This is a genomic window from Streptomyces sp. NPDC048659 (genome assembly GCF_040650575.1).
Classification (GTDB): Bacteria; Actinomycetota; Actinomycetes; order Streptomycetales; family Streptomycetaceae; genus Streptomyces.
In genome coordinates, this window is the sequence record NZ_JBEZHM010000045.1 from 55,039 (window position 1) to 76,953 (window position 21,915).

At 74.1% G+C, this 21,915-nt stretch carries 21 protein-coding genes and 1 riboswitch; of the genes, 14 read left to right on the plus strand and 7 right to left on the minus strand.

The window, feature by feature from the left end; genetic code table 11:
• Nucleotides 1–107 precede the first annotated feature (107 nt).
• Nucleotides 108–743 carry a TetR family transcriptional regulator gene (locus tag AB0C99_RS28660; RefSeq protein ID WP_362480923.1) on the plus strand — a complete coding sequence of 212 codons (636 nt, stop codon included), beginning with the start codon at nucleotides 108–110 and terminating at the stop codon, nucleotides 741–743.
• 60 nt (nucleotides 744–803) lie between these two features.
• On the opposite strand, the gene AB0C99_RS28665 is transcribed toward AB0C99_RS28660, so the two are convergent.
• The 3 genes from AB0C99_RS28665 to AB0C99_RS28675 form a co-directional block, all read right to left on the minus strand.
• Nucleotides 804–1,379: a hypothetical protein gene (locus AB0C99_RS28665; protein WP_362480926.1), complete on the minus strand. Its 576-nt coding sequence runs from the start codon at nucleotides 1,377–1,379 to the stop codon at nucleotides 804–806.
• A 114-nt stretch (nucleotides 1,380–1,493) separates the two neighbouring features.
• Nucleotides 1,494–1,727, minus strand: a complete 234-nt coding sequence (locus AB0C99_RS28670; protein ID WP_362480928.1) for a ferredoxin — start codon at nucleotides 1,725–1,727, stop codon at nucleotides 1,494–1,496.
• Nucleotides 1,727–3,196: an aldehyde dehydrogenase gene (locus tag AB0C99_RS28675; RefSeq protein WP_362480930.1), complete on the minus strand. Its 1,470-nt coding sequence runs from the start codon at nucleotides 3,194–3,196 to the stop codon at nucleotides 1,727–1,729. The genes AB0C99_RS28670 and AB0C99_RS28675 overlap by 1 nt, the downstream gene beginning before the upstream one ends.
• A 248-nt stretch (nucleotides 3,197–3,444) precedes the next feature.
• On the opposite strand from AB0C99_RS28675, the gene AB0C99_RS28680 reads away from it, so the two are divergent.
• The 7 genes from AB0C99_RS28680 to AB0C99_RS28710 all read left to right on the plus strand — a co-directional run bounded on the left by AB0C99_RS28680 (nucleotide 3,445) and on the right by AB0C99_RS28710 (nucleotide 11,292).
• Nucleotides 3,445–4,500 (plus strand): MBL fold metallo-hydrolase, encoded by a 1,056-nt coding sequence (locus tag AB0C99_RS28680; protein ID WP_362480932.1) that lies wholly within the window; start codon nucleotides 3,445–3,447, stop codon nucleotides 4,498–4,500.
• Nucleotides 4,501–4,634: 134 nt separating this feature from the next.
• A riboswitch (cobalamin riboswitch) is annotated at nucleotides 4,635–4,708 on the plus strand.
• A 95-nt stretch (nucleotides 4,709–4,803) separates the two neighbouring features.
• Nucleotides 4,804–6,051, plus strand: coding sequence for a prenyltransferase/squalene oxidase repeat-containing protein (locus tag AB0C99_RS28685; protein ID WP_362480935.1), 1,248 nt, complete (start codon nucleotides 4,804–4,806; stop codon nucleotides 6,049–6,051).
• Nucleotides 6,052–6,092: 41 nt separating this feature from the next.
• Nucleotides 6,093–6,734 carry an SCO2322 family protein gene (locus AB0C99_RS28690; RefSeq protein WP_362480989.1) on the plus strand — a complete coding sequence of 214 codons (642 nt, stop codon included), beginning with the start codon at nucleotides 6,093–6,095 and terminating at the stop codon, nucleotides 6,732–6,734.
• Nucleotides 6,731–7,840, plus strand: a complete 1,110-nt coding sequence (locus AB0C99_RS28695) for an energy-coupling factor transporter transmembrane component T (protein WP_362480938.1) — start codon at nucleotides 6,731–6,733, stop codon at nucleotides 7,838–7,840. Before AB0C99_RS28690 ends, AB0C99_RS28695 begins: the two co-directional genes overlap by 4 nt.
• A complete protein-coding gene (locus tag AB0C99_RS28700; protein WP_362480941.1) occupies nucleotides 7,837–9,735 on the plus strand; it encodes an ATP-binding cassette domain-containing protein in 1,899 nt (632 codons plus the stop codon). Before AB0C99_RS28695 ends, AB0C99_RS28700 begins: the two co-directional genes overlap by 4 nt.
• On the plus strand, nucleotides 9,732–10,604 hold the full coding sequence (locus tag AB0C99_RS28705; RefSeq protein ID WP_362480944.1) for an ECF transporter S component: 873 nt from the start codon (nucleotides 9,732–9,734) through the stop codon (nucleotides 10,602–10,604). Before AB0C99_RS28700 ends, AB0C99_RS28705 begins: the two co-directional genes overlap by 4 nt.
• Nucleotides 10,605–10,890: 286 nt before the next feature.
• Nucleotides 10,891–11,292, plus strand: a complete 402-nt coding sequence (locus AB0C99_RS28710; protein WP_362480946.1) for a transglycosylase SLT domain-containing protein — start codon at nucleotides 10,891–10,893, stop codon at nucleotides 11,290–11,292.
• A 145-nt stretch (nucleotides 11,293–11,437) separates the two neighbouring features.
• On the opposite strand, the gene AB0C99_RS28715 is transcribed toward AB0C99_RS28710, so the two are convergent.
• On the minus strand, nucleotides 11,438–12,607 hold the full coding sequence (locus AB0C99_RS28715) for a steroid 3-ketoacyl-CoA thiolase (RefSeq protein ID WP_362480949.1): 1,170 nt from the start codon (nucleotides 12,605–12,607) through the stop codon (nucleotides 11,438–11,440).
• Nucleotides 12,608–12,835: 228 nt separating this feature from the next.
• Here AB0C99_RS28715 and AB0C99_RS28720 point away from each other — a divergent pair, with 228 nt between their 5' ends.
• Both AB0C99_RS28720 and AB0C99_RS28725 read left to right on the plus strand, forming a co-directional pair.
• Nucleotides 12,836–14,080, plus strand: coding sequence for a cytochrome P450 (locus AB0C99_RS28720; protein ID WP_362480952.1), 1,245 nt, complete (start codon nucleotides 12,836–12,838; stop codon nucleotides 14,078–14,080).
• 63 nt (nucleotides 14,081–14,143) lie between these two features.
• Nucleotides 14,144–14,818, plus strand: a complete 675-nt coding sequence (locus AB0C99_RS28725; protein ID WP_362480955.1) for an O-methyltransferase — start codon at nucleotides 14,144–14,146, stop codon at nucleotides 14,816–14,818.
• 69 nt (nucleotides 14,819–14,887) lie between these two features.
• Here the strand turns inward: AB0C99_RS28725 and AB0C99_RS28730 are convergent, their stop codons facing one another.
• Entirely contained in the window at nucleotides 14,888–15,508 is a 621-nt protein-coding gene (locus AB0C99_RS28730; protein WP_362480958.1) for an SMI1/KNR4 family protein, read from the minus strand.
• Nucleotides 15,509–15,721: 213 nt separating this feature from the next.
• Here AB0C99_RS28730 and AB0C99_RS28735 point away from each other — a divergent pair, with 213 nt between their 5' ends.
• Complete coding sequence (locus AB0C99_RS28735; RefSeq protein WP_362480961.1) at nucleotides 15,722–16,045, plus strand: antibiotic biosynthesis monooxygenase; 324 nt, start codon at nucleotides 15,722–15,724, stop codon at nucleotides 16,043–16,045.
• A gap of 118 nt (nucleotides 16,046–16,163) precedes the next feature.
• On the plus strand, nucleotides 16,164–16,649 hold the full coding sequence (locus tag AB0C99_RS28740; RefSeq protein WP_362480964.1) for a GNAT family N-acetyltransferase: 486 nt from the start codon (nucleotides 16,164–16,166) through the stop codon (nucleotides 16,647–16,649).
• Between the two features lie 9 nt (nucleotides 16,650–16,658).
• Here the strand turns inward: AB0C99_RS28740 and AB0C99_RS28745 are convergent, their stop codons facing one another.
• Entirely contained in the window at nucleotides 16,659–18,716 is a 2,058-nt protein-coding gene (locus tag AB0C99_RS28745) for an MDR family MFS transporter (protein WP_362480967.1), read from the minus strand.
• A gap of 256 nt (nucleotides 18,717–18,972) precedes the next feature.
• Here AB0C99_RS28745 and AB0C99_RS28750 point away from each other — a divergent pair, with 256 nt between their 5' ends.
• Both AB0C99_RS28750 and AB0C99_RS28755 read left to right on the plus strand, forming a co-directional pair.
• Entirely contained in the window at nucleotides 18,973–20,082 is a 1,110-nt protein-coding gene (locus AB0C99_RS28750; RefSeq protein ID WP_362480970.1) for a peptidoglycan-binding protein, read from the plus strand.
• 172 nt (nucleotides 20,083–20,254) lie between these two features.
• Nucleotides 20,255–20,923, plus strand: coding sequence for an HAD-IA family hydrolase (locus AB0C99_RS28755; RefSeq protein WP_362480973.1), 669 nt, complete (start codon nucleotides 20,255–20,257; stop codon nucleotides 20,921–20,923).
• A gap of 138 nt (nucleotides 20,924–21,061) precedes the next feature.
• Here AB0C99_RS28755 and AB0C99_RS28760 read toward each other — a convergent pair whose 3' ends face one another.
• Nucleotides 21,062–21,802 (minus strand): ABC transporter permease, encoded by a 741-nt coding sequence (locus tag AB0C99_RS28760; RefSeq protein ID WP_362480976.1) that lies wholly within the window; start codon nucleotides 21,800–21,802, stop codon nucleotides 21,062–21,064.
• Nucleotides 21,803–21,915 lie beyond the last annotated feature (113 nt).

Below are 21,915 nucleotides of genomic sequence, written 5' to 3' on the forward strand. Positions count from 1 at the left end.
GAATCTACCGGCTGGTAGCTGCGCCGGAGGAAGCAGGATCGGGTGATTCGCGCCACGACCGGAGGGTCGCGATACTGTCGCTCCCTCACCGCACGGAACGGGGCCCCATGACCGTGGAAGACAGACCGGCTTCGCCGCCGCTGACGGAGCGCCAGGAGGCGCGCAGACGGCGCATCCTGACGGCGAGCGCGCAGCTCGCCGGGCGCGGCGGCTTCGAGGCCGTGCAGATGCGGGAGGTCGCGGAGGCGGCCGGGGTGGCGCTCGGCACGCTGTACCGCTACTTCCCCTCCAAGATCCACCTGCTGGTCGCGACCATGCAGGACCAGCTCCAGCACATGCACAGCACGCTCCGCAAACGCCCCCCGGCGGGCGCGGACCCGGCCGGGCGGGTGGCCGAGACCCTGATGCGGGCCTTCCGGTCGCTCCAGCGGGAGCCGCAGATGGCGGACGCGATGGTCCGCGCGCTGACCTTCGCGGACCGGAGCGTGAGCCCCGAGGTGGACACGGTCTCGCGGCTGACCACCGCGATCATCCTGGACGCGATGGGCACCGAGCACCCGACACCCGCGCAGCTCTCGGCGGTCCGGGTGATCGAGCACACCTGGCACTCGGCCCTGATCACCTGGCTCTCGGGCCGGGCGTCGATCGCCCAGGTGAAGATCGACATCGAGACGGTCTGCCGCCTGATCGACCTGACCGCCCCGGAGCCTCCGAAGGGACCGAAGGGACCGGGGCGCGGCTGAGACCGGCGGGGTACGGCTGAGACCCGGCCGGCTACGACGGGGCTGGCGGGGCTGACGGCGTCAGGGAGCCGACCCGCCGAACGGGGACTTGGGCTTCTCGGCCTTCGCGACGCAGGCGTTCTCCATCGCCGTCAGGTTGACGTATCCCGGCTCCAGGTCGCGGAACTCCGCGACCAGGGCCCAGTCCCGCTTCTTGAAGACGGCCTCGATCAGACCGACCGTCCCGTCCTCGTGCGCGCGCTCCCTGCGCTTCCCGGCCTCCCGCCAGCCGCGTTCGCGCAGCTCGGTCACCAGCGCCTCGTGGGTGGAGGCGTCGACCGGGTCGCCGTCCGTTCCGTATCCCCGGTAGAAGACCATGCACGCCCCCATGGTGCCCGGCCGGGAGTCCTCCGCGTGCTGCGCCGCCCATTCCGGGTCCGCCGCCGGGGCACCCGCGTCCGCGACCACGGAGGCGAACTCCGCCGCCACCCGCTCCTTCGTGAACGGCCCCGTCTCCTCGGGCCGGACGGAGGGCGGGGCCGCCGACCCCGCCGCCGCCCCTCCCCCGCCCGAGCCGCAGCCCGCCGTCGCCCCGCCGAGCGTCACGACCGCGAGCGCCGCGTACACGGCGGCCCGCACCCCCACTGATCTGCGCATTTCCTCTTCCCCACTCCTGAACGTTCGCAGGAGTGTTCCATGCGCCGACCGGGGCCCGCCCGGCACATAGCCGCCTGGCCACCGGGCAATGCTGTCCCCGGCCGCAGAGCACCCCTAGTCCTCCGGAGGGAACACCGCCTCCCCGCCCTCCGCCAAGGTGATCGAGATCGCCTCCACCGGGCAGCCCTCCGCCGCCGCCAGGACGGCCTCGTTGGCGTCGAGTTCGGGGGTCTGGGGGTGGGACTGGCGGGCGGTGTCCAGGCGGAAGCCCTGGGGGGCGTGGTTCACGCACATGCCCGAGCCGATGCAGACCGTGCGGTCCACCTCGACGCGCCAGCGGTCGCCCATCACGCGCCACCCGGCCCCTCGTAGCCCGCGGGGAGGTGGATCATCTTGTGCTCCAGGTACTCCCCCAGGCCCTCGGGGCCGAACTCGCGGCCCACGCCGCTGTTCTTGTAGCCGCCGAAGGGGCCGAGCATGTCGAGGCTGAAGGTGTTGACGTTGAAGGTGCCGGTGCGGACCCGGCGGGCGAAGTCGACGCCGTGGTCGGCGTCGCCGGTCCACACGCTGCCGGACAGGCCGTAGTCGGAGTCGTTCGCGATCCGCGCGGCCTCGTCCTCGTCCCCGTACGGCAGCAGGCAGATGACCGGGCCGAAGATCTCCTCGCGGGCGATCCGCATGGAGTTGTCGACACCGCCGAAGAGGGTCGGCTCCACGTACCAGCCGCGCTCCAGGCCCGCCGGACGGCCGCCGCCGGTGAGGACCTTGGCGCCCTCCGCCTGGCCGATGCCGATGTAGTCGAGCGAGCGCCGCTGCTGGCGGCGGGCGACCAGCGGGCCGACCTGGGTGGCCGGGTCGAGCGGGTCGCCGACCACCAGCGCCCCGGCCGCCGCCGCGAACGCCTCGGCGATCTCCTCGTAGCGGGAGCGCGGGGCGAGGATGCGGGTCTGGGCCACGCACGCCTGCCCGTTGTTCATCCAGGCCGCCGGGACGATCCCGGCGACCGCCGCCTCCAGGTCGGCGTCCGGCAGGATCACCGCCGCCGACTTGCCGCCGAGTTCGAGGGTGACCCGGGTCAGGTTGCGGGCGGCGACCTCCATCACGCGCTTGCCCGCCGCGACCGAGCCGGTGAAGGAGACCTTGTCGACACCGGGGTGCCCCACCAGGTACTCGCTGACCTCGCGGTCGGCCGGCAGGATCGACAGCACGCCCTCCGGGAGCCCGGCCTCGGCCGCGATCTCACCCAGGATGTACGAGTCGAGCGGCGACTCCGGGGACGGCTTCAGGATCACGGCGCAGCCCGCGAGCAGCGCCGGGCCCAGCTTCGCGGCGGCCGTGAACTGCGGGACGTTCCACGGCACGACCGCCGCGACCACCCCGACCGGCTCCCGCCGCACCAGCAGCGGCCCGAGCACGCCGGCGCGCCGCTCCTCGTACACGTACGAACGGGCCACCGTGATCGCCGAGTCCCAGACCATCATCGCGCCGAGCGCCTGGGCGAGGACGGACCAGGAGTACGGGGAGCCGTTCTGCGAGCTGATCGAGCGGGCGATCTCCTCGTGCCGCACCGCGATCGCGTCCCTGATCCGCGCGACGACCTCGATCCGCTGCTCCAGCGTCATGCGCGGCCAGGGGCCCTCGTCGAAGGCCCGGCGGGCGGCGGCCACGGCCCGGTCGACGTCCGCCTCGGCGGCGTGCGGGACGCGGCCGATGACCTCCTCGGTGTGGGGCGAGACCACCTCGATGACGTCGCTGCCGAGCGGGTCGGTCAACTCGCCGCCGATGAACAGTTTTCCGTGCTCCACAAGCTCGGTCATGACCGACTGCCTCCCGGAACCACGCGCCGATGCCGATATCCGCCCGCGACGTCCGCCGCCGAGACGCTATCTGACTGTGTTTCAGAACTGATACCAGTTCTAGTTATGCTTGACCAGACTCGGGACCCGACGGACCCGGCGGACCCAGCCGATCGCCCCATCCGGCCACCCCCGCACTCTTCTGACTGATCGTCAGTTCTCGTTATAGTGCGCCGACGGCCGTACCGGTACGCAGAGACGAGGCGCCCATGACGCAGCCCACCGACCAGGTGACCGAGCACGGCGGAGGCGTCTGGTCCCTGCGGGTGCCCATCCCCGACAACCCGCTCGGCCACACCCTCGTCCACGTCCTCGACACCGACCGCGGCCCCGTCCTCGTCGACACCGGCTGGGACGACCCCGCCTCCTGGCGCGAACTCACCACCGGGCTCGGCACCCTGGGGCTCGACGTCCGGGACGTGCACGGCGTCGTCGTCACCCACCACCACCCCGACCACCACGGCCTGTCGGGCCGGGTCCGCGAGGAGTCCGGCGCCTGGATCGCCATGCACGCCGCCGACATCGCCGTCGTCCGCCGCACCGGCAGCGCCGAACCCGGCCGCTGGCTCGACTACCTGGCCCGCAAGCTCGCCGCCGTCGGCGCCCCCGAGGAGCACACCGCCCCGCTGCTCGCCGCCCGCGCCGCCGGGCACCTGCGCACCCTGCCCGGCCTGACCTCCGCCGTGCCCGACCGCGAGATCATCCCCGGCGAGCTCCTCGACCTCGCCGGCCGCCGGCTGCGCGCCGTCTGGACCCCCGGACACACCCCCGGCCACGTCTGCCTCCACCTGGAGGAGGCGCACCCCGCCGGGCTGCCCGGCCACGGGCGGCTCTTCTCCGGCGACCACCTGCTGCCCGAGATCAGCCCGCACATCGGCCTCTACGAGGACCCCGACGACACCAGCGGCCACGGGGGCGACCCGCTCGGCGACTACCTCGACTCCCTCGAACGCATCGGCCGGCTCGGCGTCGCCGAGGTCCTCCCCGCCCACCAGTACGCCTTCCCCGACGCCGCCCGCCGGGTCCGCGAGCTCCTCGACCACCACGAGGAGCGGCTCGCCGGGCTCCTCGCGCTGCTCGCCGTCCCGCTCACCCCCTGGCAGCTCGCCGAGCGGATGGAGTGGAACCGCCCCTGGGCCGACATCCCGCACGGCTCCCGCAACATCGCCGTCAGCGAGGCCGAGGCCCACCTGCGGCGGCTGGTGAAGCAGGGCCGCGCCGAGGCCGTCCCCGGCACCGAACCGGTCGCCTACCTGGCCGTCTGAGGCCCGCCCCGACCGCCCGGGGGCGGCCCTGACGCGGCCCCGGAACGGCCCCGGGGCGGCCCCGGTGTGACCCACGGCGCCCCGGCCCGGCCCCGTACGGCCGGTAGAGTGGGCGGTCGTCGTCATGCCCGTACAGGGGGAAGCCGGTGCGAAACCGGCGCTGACCCGCAGCCGTGAGCCTTCCACAAGATGGCGAGCCGGAATGCCCGGTACGGGACGTGAGCGCCGGCACCGTCGAGGAATACGGCGCCGGAGGCCGGCTCCTCGGGTGCCTGGTGTCCGGTGCCCGCAGGAGAGGGACCCATGATCAGCGTTCGCCGCGCCGCCGCCGCACTCGCGGCCGGTGCCGTGCTCAGCACCACCGCCGCCGGAGTGGCCGCCGCCGCACCCTCTCCGAGCCCCTCCCCCGCGAAGCTCCCGGCCGGCCTCTACGGCACGAAGGACCCCACGTACGACGGCGTCTGGCGCCAGTCCCTCGCCTTCCTCGCCCAGCGCACCTCCGGCATCCAGCCCGCGGACCAGGCCGTGGACTGGCTGCTCGGCCAGCAGTGCGACTCCGGCGCCTTCGCGTCCTACCGCCCCGAGCCGGGCAAGCCCTGCGACGCCAAGACGATGCTCGACTCCAACGCCACCGCCGCCGCCGTCCAGGCGCTCACCGCGGTCCAGCGCCGCTCCGCCGCCCCGGAGAAGACCGAGAAGGCCGCCAAGGCGGGCGCCGCCTGGCTCAAGAGCGTGCAGAACAAGGACGGCGGCTGGAGCTACACCCCCGGCGGCCCCAGCGACGCGAACTCCACCTCCATCGCCATCAGCGCCTTCATCGCCGTCGGCGAGCACCCCGGCGAGACGAAGAGCGCCGAGGGCAAGAACCCGTACGACGCCCTGCTCACCTTCGCCCTGCCCTGCACGGACAAGGACGGCGCGGGCGCCTTCGCCTACCAGCCCGACAAGACCGGCAAGCTCCTCGCCAACGCCGACGCCACCGCCGCCGCCACCCTCGGCGGCCTCGGCAAGGGCATCACCGCCCGCGGCGCCCAGCCCGAGCAGCCCCCGGTCTGCACCGACCCGGCGAAGCCCGCCGTCGACCGGGCCGCCCTCAACGGCGCCTCCTACCTGGCCGCCCAGCTCGCGAAGTCCGGCCACCTCACCACCCCGCCGATGCCGGGCGCCGCCGAGACCGCCGAGCTCCCCGACTACGGCAACACCGCCGACGCCGTCGTCGCGCTCGCCGCCGCGGGCGCGAAGAAGGAGGCCACCGGCGCCCTCGCCTGGCTGGAGAAGAACTCCGCCGCCTGGGCCGAGGAGAGCGGCCCCGCCGCCTACGCGCAGCTCGTCTTCGCCGCGCACGCCATGGACACCGACCCGCGCAGCTTCGGCACCACCGACCTCCTGAAGGGGCTCAACGCCGCCGGGCCCGCGCCCAAGGCCCCCGACAACTCCCAGGCGTCCACCACCGACGAGGACGAGGGCGGCTTCGACGTCTGGTGGATCATCGGCATCGGCACCGTCATCGGCGTCGGCGTCGGCTTCCTGCTGAGCGGTCGCAAGAAGTGAGGGCCCGCACCGGCCTGGCCGGCGGCGCCGCCGGCCTGCTGATGCTGCTGGCCGCCGCGCCCGCCCAGGCCGCCGGCTACCGCTACTGGTCCTTCTGGGAGGCCGGCGGCACCGGCTGGGCCTACGCCACCCAGGGCCCGGCGACCGCCCGGCCCGCCGACGGCGACACCATAGGCTTCCGCTTCGCCGTCAGCGCCGACTCCAACGACGCCACCCGGCCCACCGCCCTCCCCGACTTCGGGAAGATCTGCGCCACGGCGCCGAAGGGCACCGGCGGCACGGACGGTACGAAGACGATCGCGGTCGTCGTCGACTTCGGCACCGCCCAGGACGCCCCGCCCGGCGAGGCGCCGCCCGCGCCCTCGGTCAGGACCGGCTGCGCCGAGGTCCGCGCGGACGCCACCGCCGCCGAGGCGCTGGCCGCCGTCGCCAAGCCGCTGCGCTACGACACCAACGCCATGCTCTGCGGCATCGCCGGGTACCCGGCGAAGGGCTGCGGCGAGCAGGTGGCCACGGACGCCGCCGCGGCCCGGCCCTCCTCGGCGCCCTCCCCGGCCGCCTCCGGCGAACCCGCCGCCGCCGAGGAGTCCGGCGGACCCTCCCTCGGCCTCCTCGCCGGCGGGGCCGCCGTGCTGGCCCTCGGCGTCGCCGGTGTCTGGCAGGCCCGCCGCCGCCGCGGATGAACCCCCCGGACCGGCTGCGCGCCCCCGAGGCGAACCGCTCGAACGCCCTGCACCCGGGAGCCTGGTGGCTCTGGGCGCTGGGCCTCGCCGTGGCCGCCTCCCGCACCACCAACCCGCTGCTCCTCGGCCTGATCGTCGGTGTCGCGGGCTATGTCGTCGCGGCCCGCCGCACCGACGCGCCCTGGGCCCGCTCGTACGGCGCCTTCGTCAAGCTCGGGCTGTTCGTCGTGGCCCTGCGGGTGCTGTTCTCGGTGTTCCTCGGCTCGCCCATCCCCGGCGAGCGGCTGCTGTTCACGCTGCCCGAGCTGCCGCTGCCCGACTGGGCGCAGGGCGTGCGGATCGGCGGCCGGGTCACCGCCGAACAGCTCGTCTTCGCCGTCTACGACGGCATGAAGCTGGCCGTCCTGCTGATCTGCGTCGGCGCCGCGAACGCCCTGGCCAGCCCGGCCCGGCTGCTGAAGTCGCTGCCCGGCGCGCTGTACGAGGTCGGGGTCGCCGTCGTCGTCGCGATGACCTTCGCGCCGAACATGGTCGCCGACGTGGTCCGGCTGCGCACCGCCCGGCGGCTGCGCGGGCGCCCCACCGGCGGCGTCCGGGCGCTGCTCCAGATCGGGCTGCCGGTCCTGGAGGGCGCCCTGGAACGCTCGGTGGCCGTGGCCGCCTCCATGGACGCCCGGGGCTACGGGCGCACCGCCCAGGTGCCGCGCGCCGTGCGGCGCACCACCGCCGTGCTGACCCTCGGCGGGCTGCTCGGCGTGTGCGCGGGCTCGTACGGGCTGCTCGCCGCGCAGGGCGCCGGTTACGGCCTGCCGCTGCTGGCCGCCGGGCTCCTCGCGGCCGTCGCCGGGCTGCGGCTCGGCGGGCGGCGGGCGGTCCGCACCCGCTACCGGCCCGACCGCTGGGGGATCCGGGCCTGGCTGGTCGCGGGCTCCGGCGCCGCCGTGGCCGCCGCGATGATCCGGGCCGCGTCCGTCGCCCCGGACGCGCTGCACCCGGGTGTCGTCCCGCTCGAAGCGCCCGCGCTGCCGCTGTGGCCGGCCGCCGCGGTGCTCATCGGCCTGCTGCCCGCCTTCGTGGCCCCCGTACCGAAGGAGACCTCCCGGTGATCCGCTTCGCGCACGTGTCGGTGACCTATGACGGGGCGTCCGCGCCCAGCCTGAGCGGGCTCGACCTGACCGTGCCCGAGGGCGAGCTGGTGCTGCTCGTCGGGCCGTCCGGGGTCGGCAAGTCGACGCTCCTGAACGCGGTGTCCGGGCTGGTCCCGCACTTCACCGGCGGCACCCTGCGCGGCCGGGTCACCGTCGACGGCCGCGACACCCGCGACCACCCGCCGCGCGAGCTCGCCGACCTGGTCGGCACCGTGGGCCAGGACCCGCGGGCCCACTTCGTCACCGACACCGTCGAGGACGAGCTGGCGTACGGCATGGAGTCCCTGGGCCTGGCCCCGGCCGTGATGCGGCGGCGGGTCGAGGAGACCCTGGACCTGCTGGGCCTCGCCGAGCTCCGCGACCGGCCCATCGCCACGCTGTCCGGCGGGCAGCAGCAGCGCGTGGCGATCGGCTCCGTCCTCACCCCGCACCCCAAGGTCCTCGTCCTGGACGAGCCGACCTCCGCACTCGACCCCTCGGCGGCGGAGGACGTGCTGGCCGTGCTCCAGCGGCTGGTCCACGACCTCGGCACGACGGTCCTGATGGCCGAGCACCGCCTGGAGCGGGTCGTGCAGTACGCGGACCGGGTGCTGCTGCTCCCGGACGGGGTCCTGGGCACGCCCGCCGACATCATGGCCGTCTCGCCCGTGCATCCCCCGGTGGTGGCCCTGGGCCGGCTCGCGGGCTGGACCCCGCTGCCCCTGTCGGTCCGGGACGCCCGACGCGCGGCGGGCCCGCTGCGGGAGCGGCTGGCGGGGCGGGAGCCGGGGGCGGCGGCGAGCCCGGACCAGGGGCCGCGTCCCGAGGCCCGGGCCTCAAACGCCGGACGGGCTGAAAATCCAGCCCCGCCGGCGCTTGAGGCGCGGGGGTCCGGGGGCGGAGCCCCCGGGACGGACCGCGAGCCGGGGGCGCCTGCGGCGGGCCTTCTCCCCCGCCCCGGACCCCGGTCCTCAAACGCCGGACGGGCTGAAAATCCAGCCCCGCCGGCGCTTGAGGCGCGGGGGTCCGGGGGCGGAGCCCCCGGTTTCGGGAAGGGGCGGGGTGGGGGACTCCCCCTCTTCCGGCGCCGCACCCGGACCCGCCCCGCACCCGGCACACCCGACGCACCCCTCGTCCACATCGACCGCCTGGCCGTCCGCCGCGGCCGGGTCGAGGCCCTCCGCCAGGTGTCGCTCCAGGTCACGGCGGGCGAGACCGTCGCGCTCATGGGCCGCAACGGGGCCGGCAAGTCGACCCTGCTCGGCACCCTCGTCGGCATGATCGCCCCCACCTCCGGCGCCGTCCGGGTCGCCGGGCTCACCCCGGGCGCCACCGACCCCCGGACCCTGATCCGGCAGGTCGGGCTGGTCCCGCAGGAGCCCCGTGACCTGCTGTACGCGGACACGGTGGCCGCCGAGTGCGCCGCCGCCGACGCGGACGCCGGGGCCGCGCCGGGCAGCTGCCGGGCGCTGGTCTCGGAGCTGCTGCCGGGGGTCGCGGACGACACGCACCCCCGGGACCTCTCGGAGGGCCAGCGCCTGGCGCTCGCCCTCTCGGTGGTGCTGACGGCCCGCCCGCCGCTGCTCCTCCTCGACGAGCCGACCCGCGGCCTGGACTACGCGGCGAAGGCCCGCCTGGTGGCGCGGCTGCGCGCGCTGGCGGCCGAGGGGCACGCGATCGTGCTGGCCACCCACGACGTGGAGCTGGCGGCGGAGCTGGCGCACCGGGTGGTGATCCTCGCGGGCGGCGAGGTGGTCGCGGACGGGCCGACGGCGGAGGTGGTCGTCTCCTCCCCCGCCTTCTCGCCGCAGGTCGCGAAGGTCCTCGCGCCGCGCCCGTGGCTCACCGTCGAACAGGTGGAGGCGGCGCTGTGAGCGCGCGCGCCGCCCGCCCGATCCGGCTGGGCCCGCGCTCGGTCGCGGCCCTGGTCCTGGTCTCCGTCGTCGGGCTGATCGCGATCGGCTGGCCGCTGCTGGCCTCGGAGGGCTCGGCGCTGACCGACCACGCCGCCGACGCGCCCTGGTTCTTCGCCCTGCTGCTGCCGCTGCTGATCGCGGTGGTGGTGGCGACGATCGCGGACTGCGGGATGGACGCGAAGGCGGTGGCGATGCTGGGGGTGCTGGCCGCCGTGGGGGCGGCGCTGCGCCCGCTGGGCGCGGGGACGGCGGGCCTGGAACCGATGTTCTTCCTGATGCTGCTGAGCGGCCGGGTGCTGGGGCCGGGCTTCGGCTTCGTGCTGGGCGCGGTGACGATGTTCGCGTCCGCGCTGCTCACGGGCGGGGTGGGGCCGTGGATGCCGACCCAGATGCTGGCGATGGGCTGGTTCGCGATGGGCGCGGGCCTGCTGCCGGGCCCGGACCGGATCCGGGGACGGGCCGAGCTGCTGATGCTCTCCGCGTACGGCTTCGTGGCGGCCTTCGCGTACGGCACGGTCACCAATCTCTACGGGTGGGTGACGGTGGGGGGCCTCGGGCAGGGGGTGTCCTTCCACCCCGGGGACCCGGTGCGGGAGAACCTGGTCCGCTTCCTCGCGTACGTGCTGGCCACCTCCATGGGCTGGGACCTGGGGCGGGCGCTGCTCACGGTGGTGCTGACGCTGACCGTGGGCGGGGCGCTGCTGAGGGCGCTGCGGCGGGCCACGCGGCGGGCCAACTTCGAGGCCCAGGTCACATTCGAGGGGTCCGGGGAGGCCCTCGCGGGTGAGGCGCCTCATAGGACCCAGGTCACGTACGACCGGAAATAGTAGAGAGTTCAGAGCGGCCTTAATCCCCCCATACACGGACGCGACCTGCGCAAACACCTCACAGGGTGCGAAGGCCCCCGGGGCCCGGGTCCGAACCTTCCTCGTACTGGGGGTGATTGCGCCGCCGTCCGGGGTTTGTTTCTCTGGTGGACGTCGCCAGGCAGCCGGTGCTCACCGCAACGGCACGGCCGGCCGGTTCCCCCCAGCCCCCGGGTCTTCCGGGCTCTGGTTCCGGCATGTCGGAATCCCTGGCGCGGCTCTTGTCCCCGACGTTAGGTATGACGTTTTGTTCCGCTCGATCTCCACCCGCGCCGCCTCCCGCAAGAAGTCCCTCGCCGTCACCGCGGCGGTCCTGATCGGCGCCTCCGGCGCGGTGCTCGGCACCACGGGCACGGCCTCGGCCGCCACCCCGCAGGAGCTGGCCAAGAAGATCGTCCCGGCCGCGCAGTACGCGTCCTTCAGCAAGATCGTCGAGCACGAGTCCGGCTGGAACCACACCGCCACCAACTCGTCCAGCGGCGCCTACGGCCTGGTCCAGGCCCTGCCGGGCTCGAAGATGGCCTCGGCCGGTTCCGACTGGAAGACCAACCCCGCCACCCAGATCAAGTGGGGTCTGGACTACATGAACGAGCGCTACGGCTCCCCGAACGGCGCCTGGAACTTCTGGCAGTCGCACGGCTGGTACTAAGAGTCACCACGCCGCACCGCGCACACCGCGCCGCATCGCGCGCACCCGCAAGGCCCCGCCCTCCGCACGGAGGGGCGGGGCCTGCGGCGTTTCCGGGGCCCGCGCGGGGCCCCGGGCCCGGGGCCGGGGTCCGTCGGCGGCGGGCTCAGAGCCGCTGGATGATGGTCCCGGTCGCCAGCGCGCCGCCCGCGCACATGGTGATCAGGGCGAATTCCTTGTCGGTGCGCTCCAGCTCGTGCAGGGCGGTGGTGATGAGCCGGGCGCCGGTGGCGCCGACCGGGTGCCCGAGGGCGATGGCGCCGCCGTTGACGTTGACCTTCTCCAGGTCCTGGTCGAAGACCTGCGCCCAGCTGAGCACGACGGAGGCGAACGCCTCGTTGATCTCGACCAGGTCGATGTCCTTGAGCGACATCCCGGCCTTGCCGAGCACCGCGCGGGTCGCGTCGACGGGCCCGTCCAGGTGGTAGTGCGGGTCGGCGCCGACGAGCGCCTGGGCGACGATCCGGGCGCGCGGGCGCAGCTTGAGGGCGCGGGCCATCCGCTTGGAGGCCCACATGATCGCGGAGGCGCCGTCGGAGATCTGGGAGGAGTTCCCGGCGGTGTGGATCGCGGTGGGCATGACCGGCTTGAGCCGGGCCAGGCCCTCCATGCTGGTGTCGCGCAGGCCCTCGTCGCGGTCGACCAGCCGCCACATGCCGTGCCCGGCGGACTGCTCCGCCTCGGTGGTGGGGACCTGGACGGCGAAGGTCTCGCGCTTGAAGCGCTCCTCGGACCAGGCGGTCGCGGCCCGCTCCTGGGAGAGCAGCCCGAGGGAGTCGACGCGCTCGCGGGTGAGGCCGCGGCGGCGGGCGATGCGTTCGGCGGCCTCGAACTGGTTGGGCAGGTCCACGTTCCACTCGTCGGGCCAGGGCTTGCCGGGGCCGTGCTTGGAGCCGGAGCCGAGCGGGACGCGGGACATGGCCTCGACGCCGCAGCTGATGCCGATGTCGATGACCCCGGCGGCGACCATGTTGGCGACCATGTGGCTGGCCTGCTGGGAGGAGCCGCACTGGCAGTCGACGGTGGTGGCGGCGGTCTCGTACGGGAGGCCCATGGTGAGCCAGGCGGTGCGGGCGGGGTTCATGGACTGCTCGCCGGCGTGGGTGACCGTGCCGCCGACGATCTGTTCGACGCAGTCGGCGTGGATGCCGGTGCGGCCGAGGAGCTCGCGGTAGGTCTCGCCGAGGAGGTAGGCGGGGTGGAGGTTGGCGAGCGCGCCTCCGCGCTTGCCGATGGGGGTGCGTACGGCTTCGACGATGACGGGTTCCGCGGCCATGAGCTCGTCCTCTCCTCGCCCGCCCCCGGGGTGTCCCGGCACCCCGGTGCGGACTCACATCCGGAACTGGTACGCGTTCTAGTTCTGTGTGCAGTCTTATGACTGCCACCGCGGGTACGCAAGGGTCCGGAACGCAACAGTTCCGGCGTCACGCCTTGCCTCTTGCAGAACTCGTCACTACCTTTCCCGGCAACTTCTGATGGGTCGTCAGACAAGGACGTGTTGCCGATGCCGTGCCCTCACCTCTCCGAGGGGTTCGACGCCACCGACCCCGATCTGCTCCAGGACCGGATCCCTCATCCGGAGTTCGCCCAGCTGCGGCAGACCGCGCCCGTCTGGTGGTGCGCCCAGCCCCCCGGCGTCACCGGCTTCGCCGACGAGGGCTACTGGGCGGTGACCCGGCACGCGGACGTCAAGTACGTCTCCACCCACCCCGAGCTGTTCTCCTCCAACGAGAACACCGCCGTCATCCGCTTCAACGAGCACATCAGCCGGGACCAGATCGAGGTCCAGAAACTGATCATGCTCAACATGGACCCGCCGGAGCACAGCCGGGTCCGCCAGATCGTCCAGCGCGGCTTCACCCCGCGCGCCATCCGGAGCCTGGAGACCGCCCTGCGCGACCGGGCCCGGGCCATCGTCGAGGAGGCGAAGGCCGCCGCCGCGAAGGACGGGGGCTTCGACTTCGTCACCAAGGTGGCCGTCGAGCTGCCGCTCCAGGCGATCGCCGAACTCATCGGCGTACCGCAGGAGGACCGGGCCCGGATCTTCGACTGGTCGAACAAGATGGTCGCGTACGACGACCCCGAGTACGCCATCACCGAGGAGATCGGCGCCGAGGCGGCCATGGAGCTCATCGGCTACTCGATGAACCTCGCCGCCACCCGCAAGGAGTGTCCCGCCAAGGACATCGTGAGCCAGCTCGTCGCCGCCGAGGGGCAGGGCAACCTCTCCTCCGACGAGTTCGGCTTCTTCGTGCTGCTCCTCGCCGTCGCCGGCAACGAGACCACCCGCAACGCCATCAGCCACGGCATGCACGCCTTCCTCACCCACCCCGACCAGTGGGAGCTCTACAAGCGCGAGCGGCCCGCGACCGCCGCCGAGGAGATCGTGCGCTGGGCCACCCCGGTCGTCTCCTTCCAGCGCACCGCCACCCAGGACACCGAACTGGGCGGGCAGCGCATCCGCAAGGGCGACCGGGTCGGCCTCTTCTACTCCTCCGCCAACTTCGACCCCGAGGTCTTCGAGGACCCCGGCGCCTTCGACATCACCCGCGACCCCAACCCGCACCTCGGCTTCGGCGGCGGCGGACCGCACTTCTGCCTCGGCAAGTCCCTGGCCATCAAGGAGATCGAGCTGATCTTCGAGGCGCTCGCCGACGAACTCCCCGACCTCACCCTCGCGGGCGACCCGCGCCGGCTGCGCGCGGCGTGGCTCAACGGCATCAAGGAACTCCGCGTGACGGTGGCCTGAACACCGCACCACGCCCCGTGCACCCCCCGCCTCCCCCTCGGCGGGGGGTGTACGTTCGGCGCCATGAGCAACGAACAGGATCAATGGAACGCCGTCGACGCCTACTTCACCGAACTGCTCGCCCCCGGCGACGAGGCCCTGGACGCCGCGCTCGCCGCCTCCACGGCCGCCGGACTCCCGGAGATCGCCGTCGCCCCCAACCAGGGCAAACTGCTCAGCCTCCTGGTCCGCGCGCAGGGCGCGAGGAACGTCCTGGAGATCGGCACCCTCGGCGGCTACAGCACCATCTGGCTGGCCCGCGCGCTGCCCGCCGACGGCCGGCTGACCACCCTGGAGTACTCCGCCGCCCACGCCGACGTCGCCCGCGCCAACCTCGCCCACGCGGGCCTCGACAAACTCGTCGACGTCCGCACGGGCGCGGCCCTGGACACCCTCCCCCTCCTCGCCGAAGAGGGCGCGGGCCCCTTCGACTTCGTCTTCGTCGACGCCGACAAGGTCAACAACCCGCACTACGTCACCTGGGCCCTGAAGCTGTCCCGCCCCGGCACCCTGATCGTCGTCGACAACGTGGTCCGCGGCGGCCGGGTCGCCACCCCCCACCCCGACGACCCGGCGGTGACCGGCACCCGCGCGATGTTCGACCTGATCGCCCAGGAACCCCGCCTCGACGCCACCGCCTTCCAGACGGTCGGCTCCAAGGGCTACGACGGCCTGCTGATCGCCCGCGTGACGGACTGACCGGAGCCGGTCACGCCCCGCCTTTCACCGACGCCGTGGCCTCGCGCGGCAGCGCCGGCGCACCGGGCCCTACGCGAGCGACGTGCCGCTTCCGTCGAGGCCCGGTGCGTGCCGGGACCCGCTCCCCCGTTCCCCGCCCAGCCATTCCTCGACGGTCCGCCGCCAAGGATCCGAGGGATCGCACGCGGCGACGTCGGCCCACGCGTCCTCCGCCTGGTCCGGGTCGATGAAAAGGCCGTCGAGGTACGTGTCGAAGTCCTCGGCCACCTTCGTGAAGACGTGGTGGCCCAGATAGCCGGGGAGGGGCACCGCGCGGACGAACGCGTGCAGCCGGCCGTGCGTGGCCGGGTTCAGGTCCAGGAAGAGGGTGTCGCCTCCGCCGTCGCGGGCGATGGGCAGCAGGCCGGTCAGCGACACATTCTCGGCGAGCCCTCCCTCGCGACTGCGCCGGTACTCGCCCAGGAGAGTTCCCCAGCCGTACGCGCCGGCGTCGTCACGGCCCAGCCCGTAGAGCTCGTCGAAGCCCTGGACCGCTTCCGGTTCACACGCCGGGAGGCGGACCGAGTAGTCCAGCCTCTCCCCACCGGCCGCCTCCAGGAACGAGCGGTACGCGGCCGGCAGCGGCAGCCCGACCTCCCGCTCCAGCGCGGCGCACTCGCCCGGGTCGAACGGCCTGAACGGACCGACCACCAGGCGACCCCGATACCAACGCCAAAGCTCCTCCGCCACGGACGGATTGTCGCACTCCGGTACGACAGGCCGGCCGCCGCGCGCCACGGGCGGTCCCCGGGAGCCGTCCTCACGCCGCTCCGACCGGTGGATGTACGAGACTGCAGGCATGTGATCAAGGCCCGGCGCAGTGCCCGGCCTGTGCTTTCCGAGAGGTGTCATGTGCCCAGCGTCGTGAAGATCAACGTACTGACCGTGCCCGCCGAGCAGCGCGAGGTCCTGGAGCAGCGGTTCGCCGCGCGGGCCGGGGCCGTCGAGGGGTCGGACGGGTTCGAGTGGTTCGAGCTGCTGCGCCCGCTGGAGGGGACGGACCAGTACCTGGTCTACACCCGCTGGCGCAGCGAGGAGGACTTCCAGAACTGGATGAACGGGTCCATGAAGGCCGCCCACCAGGGCACCTCCGGCGGCGAGGGCGGCGCCGAGCGGCCGAAGCCCGCCGCGAGCGGCTCCACCCTGTGGTCCTTCGAGGTCGTGCAGACGGCGGCGCCGAAGGCGTGAGGGAAGGCCCGGCGGAAGCCTGGCCGAAGGCATGGCAGAGGGCACGGCGGAAGGCCCTCTCGGAGCGCCGCGCCGTGCCGGGAAACCCGGCTGCGCCCCAGGTCGTGCGCGCCGCACAATGGCGCGCATGACCTGGACCTTCGCCCCCGAGCCCGTCACCACCCGGGACGCCACCGCCCTGCGCCGCGCCTACTACGGCGATGTCGCGGGGCGTTACTGGAAGCGCCCGGCGACCGGGGCGGAGATCGACGAGGGACTGGCCGGGGACGGGGCCGAGCTGCTGACCCCGCCGACCGGGCAGTTCCTGGTGGGCCGCCACGACGGCGTCCCGGCCGCCTGCGGCGGGGTCCTGCTGCTCGACGCCGAACGGGCCGAACTGACCCGGGTGTTCCTGCGGCACGCCTTCCGCGGCAAGGGCGGCGCGGGCACGTTGATACGCGGCCTGGAGGACGCCGCCCGCGGCCTCGGGGCCCGCCGCGTGGTCCTCAACACCCGCCTCGACCTGGTCGAGGCGCGGGCGCTGTACACCCGGCACGGGTACGCCGAGATCCCGGCGTACTGCTCGGGGCCGTACAGGGAGATCTGGTACGGCAAGGAGCTCTGAACCGGGCCCTCAGGGGTGGCGGTGGTCGCCCGGGGGCTCCGGCGAGCGGGGGCGTTCGCCGTCCGAGCCGCCGAGCTCCGCCGTCAGCTCCTCCACCAGCTTCACCAGGTCCGTCGGCCGGTCCGGCCCCCACCAGTCGCCGAGCAGGTCGGACAGCGAGTCCTCGCGCGCCTTGGCGAGCAGCACGGCCGTCTGCGCGCCCTCCTCGGTGAGCACCAGGTCCAGGCCCTCCCTGGCCACCAGCCGCCGCTCCTCCAGCTCCCGGGCCGCCTCCGTGATCGCCCGCAGCGGTACGGGGGTGGCCTCGGCGAGCCGGGCGGGCTCCACCGCGCCGTGCCGGCGCACCCGCAGCAGCAGCCAGCTCGCGGCGGGCATCAGGTCGAGCCCGGCGCGCGCGGTGATCTTCTCGTAGATCTGCTTGCGTCCCGCCCGCGAGCCGAGCAGCGACAGCGCCCGCGCGCACTCGTCGCGCGAGGAGCGCTCGACCGGGTTCGAGGCCAGCGTCTGGCTGGGGTCCGGCGCGGTGACCGCGCCGCGCAGCCGGTCCTCCTTGAGGAAGCAGGCGACGACGAACCCGATCAGCACGACCGGCGCCGCGTACAGGAACACGTCGGTGATGGACGTGGCGTACGCGTGCAGCACGGAGGGCTGGAGCTGCGGTGGGAGGGCCGCGATGGCCCGCGGGTCGGCGGCGATCGCCCCGGCGTCCGCGCCCGGCGGCAACTGCTGCCCGGCGAGCGCGGCTTCGAGCTTGTCGGTGAGCCGGTTGGTGAACAGCGTCCCGAAGATCGCAACACCGAAGGACGCGCCGATGGAGCGGAAGAAGGTGGCCCCGGAGGTCGCGACGCCCAGGTCCTGGTAGGAGACCGCGTTCTGCACGACGAGCACCAGGACCTGCATGACCAGGCCGAGTCCGGCGCCGAAGACGAAGAAGTAGACGCTCATCTCCCACGTCGAGCTGGACTCGGTCAGCCGGTGGAGGAGGACCAGACCGAGGGCCGTGACGGCCGTCCCGGCGAGCGGGAAGACCTTCCAGCGGCCGGTACGGGAGACGATCTGGCCCGAGCCGGTCGAGGTGAGGAGCATGCCGAGGACCATCGGGAGCATGTGGACGCCGGACATGGTGGGGCTGACGCCCTGCACCACCTGGAGGAACGTCGGCAGGTACGTCATCGCGCCGAACATCGCGAAGCCCACGATGAAGCTGATGACGGAGACCAGGCTGAAGGTCCGGATGTGGAACAGCTTCAGCGGCAGCACCGGTTCGGCCGCCCGCCCCTCCACGTACACGAACCAGACCAGCAGCACGGCGCCCAGCACGGCGAGCCCGATGATCTGGGGCGAGCCCCAGGCCCAGGTGGTGCCGCCGAGCGAGGCGACCAGGACCAGGCAGGTGGCGACCGAGGCGATGAGGAAGGTGCCGAGGTAGTCGATGGTGTGCCGGGTGCCGCCGGTCGGGATGTGCAGCACGGCGGCGATGACGAAGAGGGCGACGACGCCGATGGGCAGGTTGATGTAGAACACCCAGCGCCAGGAGAGCTGCTCGGTGAACAGCCCGCCCAGCAGCGGCCCCAGCACGCTGGTGGCGCCGAAGACGGCGCCGAACAGGCCCTGGTAGCGACCGCGTTCGCGGGGCGAGACGAGGTCGCCGACGATCGCCATCGACAGCACCATCAGCCCGCCGCCGCCGAGGCCCTGGAGGGCGCGGAAGCCGATGAGCTGCGGCATGTTCTGGGCGAGGCCGCAGAGCGCGGAGCCGATGAGGAAGAGCACGATCGCGCTCTGGAACAGCTTCTTGCGCCCGTACTGGTCGCCCAGCTTGCCCCACAGCGGGGTCGCGGCGGTCGAGGCCAGCATGTACGCGGTGACCACCCACGACAGGTGCTCCATGCCGCCGAGCTCGCTGACGATGGTCGGCAGGGCGGTGGAGACGATGGTCTGGTCGAGCGCGGCGAGCAGCATCCCGAGCAGCAGCGCGCCGATCGCCACGAGCACGGTGCGGTGGCTCTGTCCCTCCCCGGGCGCGGGGCCTCCGCCGGCGCGCGGCGCGCGTACTTCCTGGGCCATGGGTGTCTCCTCCGGCCGGGCCGCTGGGGGTTCGTCCCCCTCCGTACCCCTCCATCCTGGTTGCTTTGCCCTGGTATGGCCTGCGGAGGACGTGAGGAAGGGCACAGCCGTTCCCCTCTGCGGGGCGGGCGGGCTGCATAATCGCTCGCAGTTGAACCCGGGGAGGGACCCAGCGATGTCCGGACACGTCTGTCCTGAATGCGGTGTACACAGACCCGACTGCGCGTGCGCCCGCGCCCGGGCCCAGGCCGCGGAGGTGGCCGCGGCGGAGGACTTCGACCCGCTGCGGATCCGCCCGTACGTGTCCCTGGGCCCGACGGACGCCCCGGACCCGCTGACCGACCCCCTGCCGGGCCGCCTCCCGGACCAGGTGCCCACGCCCCCGGCCCCTCCGGCCGCGCCCCTGGCCGGGCCGCTGCCCGCCGAGGTCCCGGCGCCCCGGGCCGGCGCGGACCCGTCCGAGACGATGCCGCTGCTGCTGCCGGGGGTACGGGCGGGCGGGGCGGGAGCGGGAGCGGGACCGGGAGCGGCTCCCCTGCCGGGACGCCCGCCCGTGTCCGTACCCGCGCCCGCGCCCGTACCTCCGTACGGCGCCGGGGCCGTGCCGCCTTCCGTGCCTCCGTACGACGACGGCGGGCCCGCCACCGCGCTCATCCCCCCGTACGACCCCGCCTACGGCCCCGAGCACGGCTCCGGGCACGGCTCCGGGCACGATCTGGGGGCCGCGCACACCCTCGCGTACGACCCCGACGGGGGCCGTCGGCGGTCCGGGCGGGGGCGGGCGCTCGCCGTCGCCGGGGTGGTCGCCGCGGCCGTCGTCGGCACGGCGGTCATGGCCGCCGCCCTGATCGGCGGGGACGACAAGGACGACCGGGCCGGCGTCCCCGAGGTCACCACCAGCGCGTCCGAGAACATCGCCGTCTCCGAGGCGCCGAGCACCGAGGCCACCCCGTCGGAGACCGCCTCCCCCTCCGCCCGGACCACCTCGGCGAGCCCCTCCGCGACGGGATCGGCCTCCCCCACACCCGCGCGGACCACGGCGGCGCCCACCCGGACGGCCCCGGTCGCCGTGGCGCCCACCAGGACCGGCACCACGCCATCCAGCGCGCCCCCGGCGAGCCCGAGCGCGACCGAGGAGCAGGACGGGCCGACGCTCAGCCTGGGCGACTCGGGCAACGACGTGCGGGAGCTCCAGCGGCGGCTGCGGGAGCTGTGGCTGTACACGGGCCCGGAGGACGGGAAGTTCGGCAGGAAGGTGGAGCGCGCGGTCGAGGTCTACCAGTCGTACAAGTACATCGGCGACGACCCCGAGGGCGTGTACGGGCCGAGCACGCGGCGGGCGCTGGAGGCCGAGACGAGGGGCTGAGCGGTGCCAGAGCGGTGCCAGAGCGGGGCCGGGCGGGGCGGAACGAGGCCGAGTGGCGCAAAAGGCCCCCTTTTTTGTATCGTGGATGAACAAAGTGGCCCCGCCCGCACTCCCTGACCGGTGGGCGGGACCGCTCTGTCCCGTCTCCGACCATCCCTCCTGGAGATCCCCGATGGCTGCCACCACCCCGGCGTCGCTCACCGCACGTGCCCTCCTGCTCGACATGGACGGCACGCTCGTCAACTCCGACGCCGTCGTGGAGCGCTGCTGGCGGCGCTGGGCCGAGCGGCACGGGCTGGACCCGGTCGAGACCCTGAAGGTCGTCCACGGGCGCCAGGGCTACGCCACGATGGCGGTCCTGCTGCCGGAGCGGCCGATGGAGGAGAACCTCGCCGACAACCGCGTGATGCTCGCCGAGGAGACCGCCGACCTCGACGGGGTCGTCCCGGTGCCGGGCGCGCCCGCCTTCATGGCCGCGCTCGCGAACCTGCCGCACGCCCTCGTAACCTCCGCCGACAAGGCGCTGGCGGGGGCGCGGATGGGCGCGGCGGAGCTGCCGATGCCGGCCACCCGGGTGACCGCCGAGGACGTGAGCGCGAGCAAGCCGGACCCGGAGGGCTTCCTGAAGGGCGCGGCCGAGCTGGGCTTCGCGCCCGAGGACTGCGTGGTCTTCGAGGACTCCGAGGCGGGCATCCAGGCGGGCCGCGCGGCCGGGATGCGGGTGGTGGGCGTCGGCCCGCGCGCCGCCGCCTTCGCGCCGGACGTCCACGTCGAGGACCTGACCCGGCTGACCGTGACGCCGGGGCCGGACGGGACGATCACGCTGACGTTCGCCGTCTGAGGTTCACCGTCCGACGCTCACCGTCCGACGTTCACCGCCTCACGCTCAACGCCTGACGTTCGCCGTCCGACGCTCACCGCCCGACGTTCGCCCGACCTTCGCGAGGCCCCCGCCCGAACCCGGCGGGGGCCTCGCCGTTCACACCCGTACGAGCCTCCCCCGGGCCACCAGCTCCAGCGTCACCGCGACCGCGACCGCCTGGACCAGCAGCAGGGCGACCAGGACGAAGAGCTGGACCGCGCCCGCGTGCAGCGGTGACGCGCCGCCCAGGAGCATGCCGACGAACGCGCCCGGAAGGGTGACCAGGCCGACCGTCCGGGTCTGGTCCATGCCCGGCAGCAGCGCGTCCGAGGCCGCCTCGCGCGCCACCTCCAGCCGCGCCTCCCGGTCGAGCAGCCCGATCGCCAGGCCCGCCTCGACCTCCCCCCACCGCCCCTTGATCTCGTCGAGCGCGCGCCGCCCGCCGAGGACGGTCGCCGTGAGCGCGCCGCCGATGAGGATGCCGGCCACCGGGATCAGGGTGATGCCCCGCGCCGGTACGAGTCCGGTGAGGACGAGCGCCGACACCACCGGGACCACACCGGCCGCGATCGGCACCGCCGCCCACCGCCAGGCCCGGCCAGGCGCCGGGACGATCCGCCGCCCGGCCGTCCGTACCGCCACCGCGTACATCAGCAGCAGGAAACAGGCCAGCAGCGCCGTCGAGCGGACCACCCAGCCGATCACCAGGGAGACGGCGACGAGTTGCGCCGCCGCGCGGGCCCCGGCGACGAGCGTGTCGCGGGCGCGGCCGAGGCGGGTCAGCGCGACGACCCCGGCGGCGAGGGCGAGCAGGACGGCGAGGACCGCCCCGAAGATCACGTTCACTTCCACGAGCACGCGCCAACCCTAGGTCCTGTCGTCACACTCCCGTCTGCCTCGCGACGCCATGCACGCACTCTCGGCGCACCGGGCACAAGCCCAAGTACGTCCAGTACGAGGGCGTGCGCCCG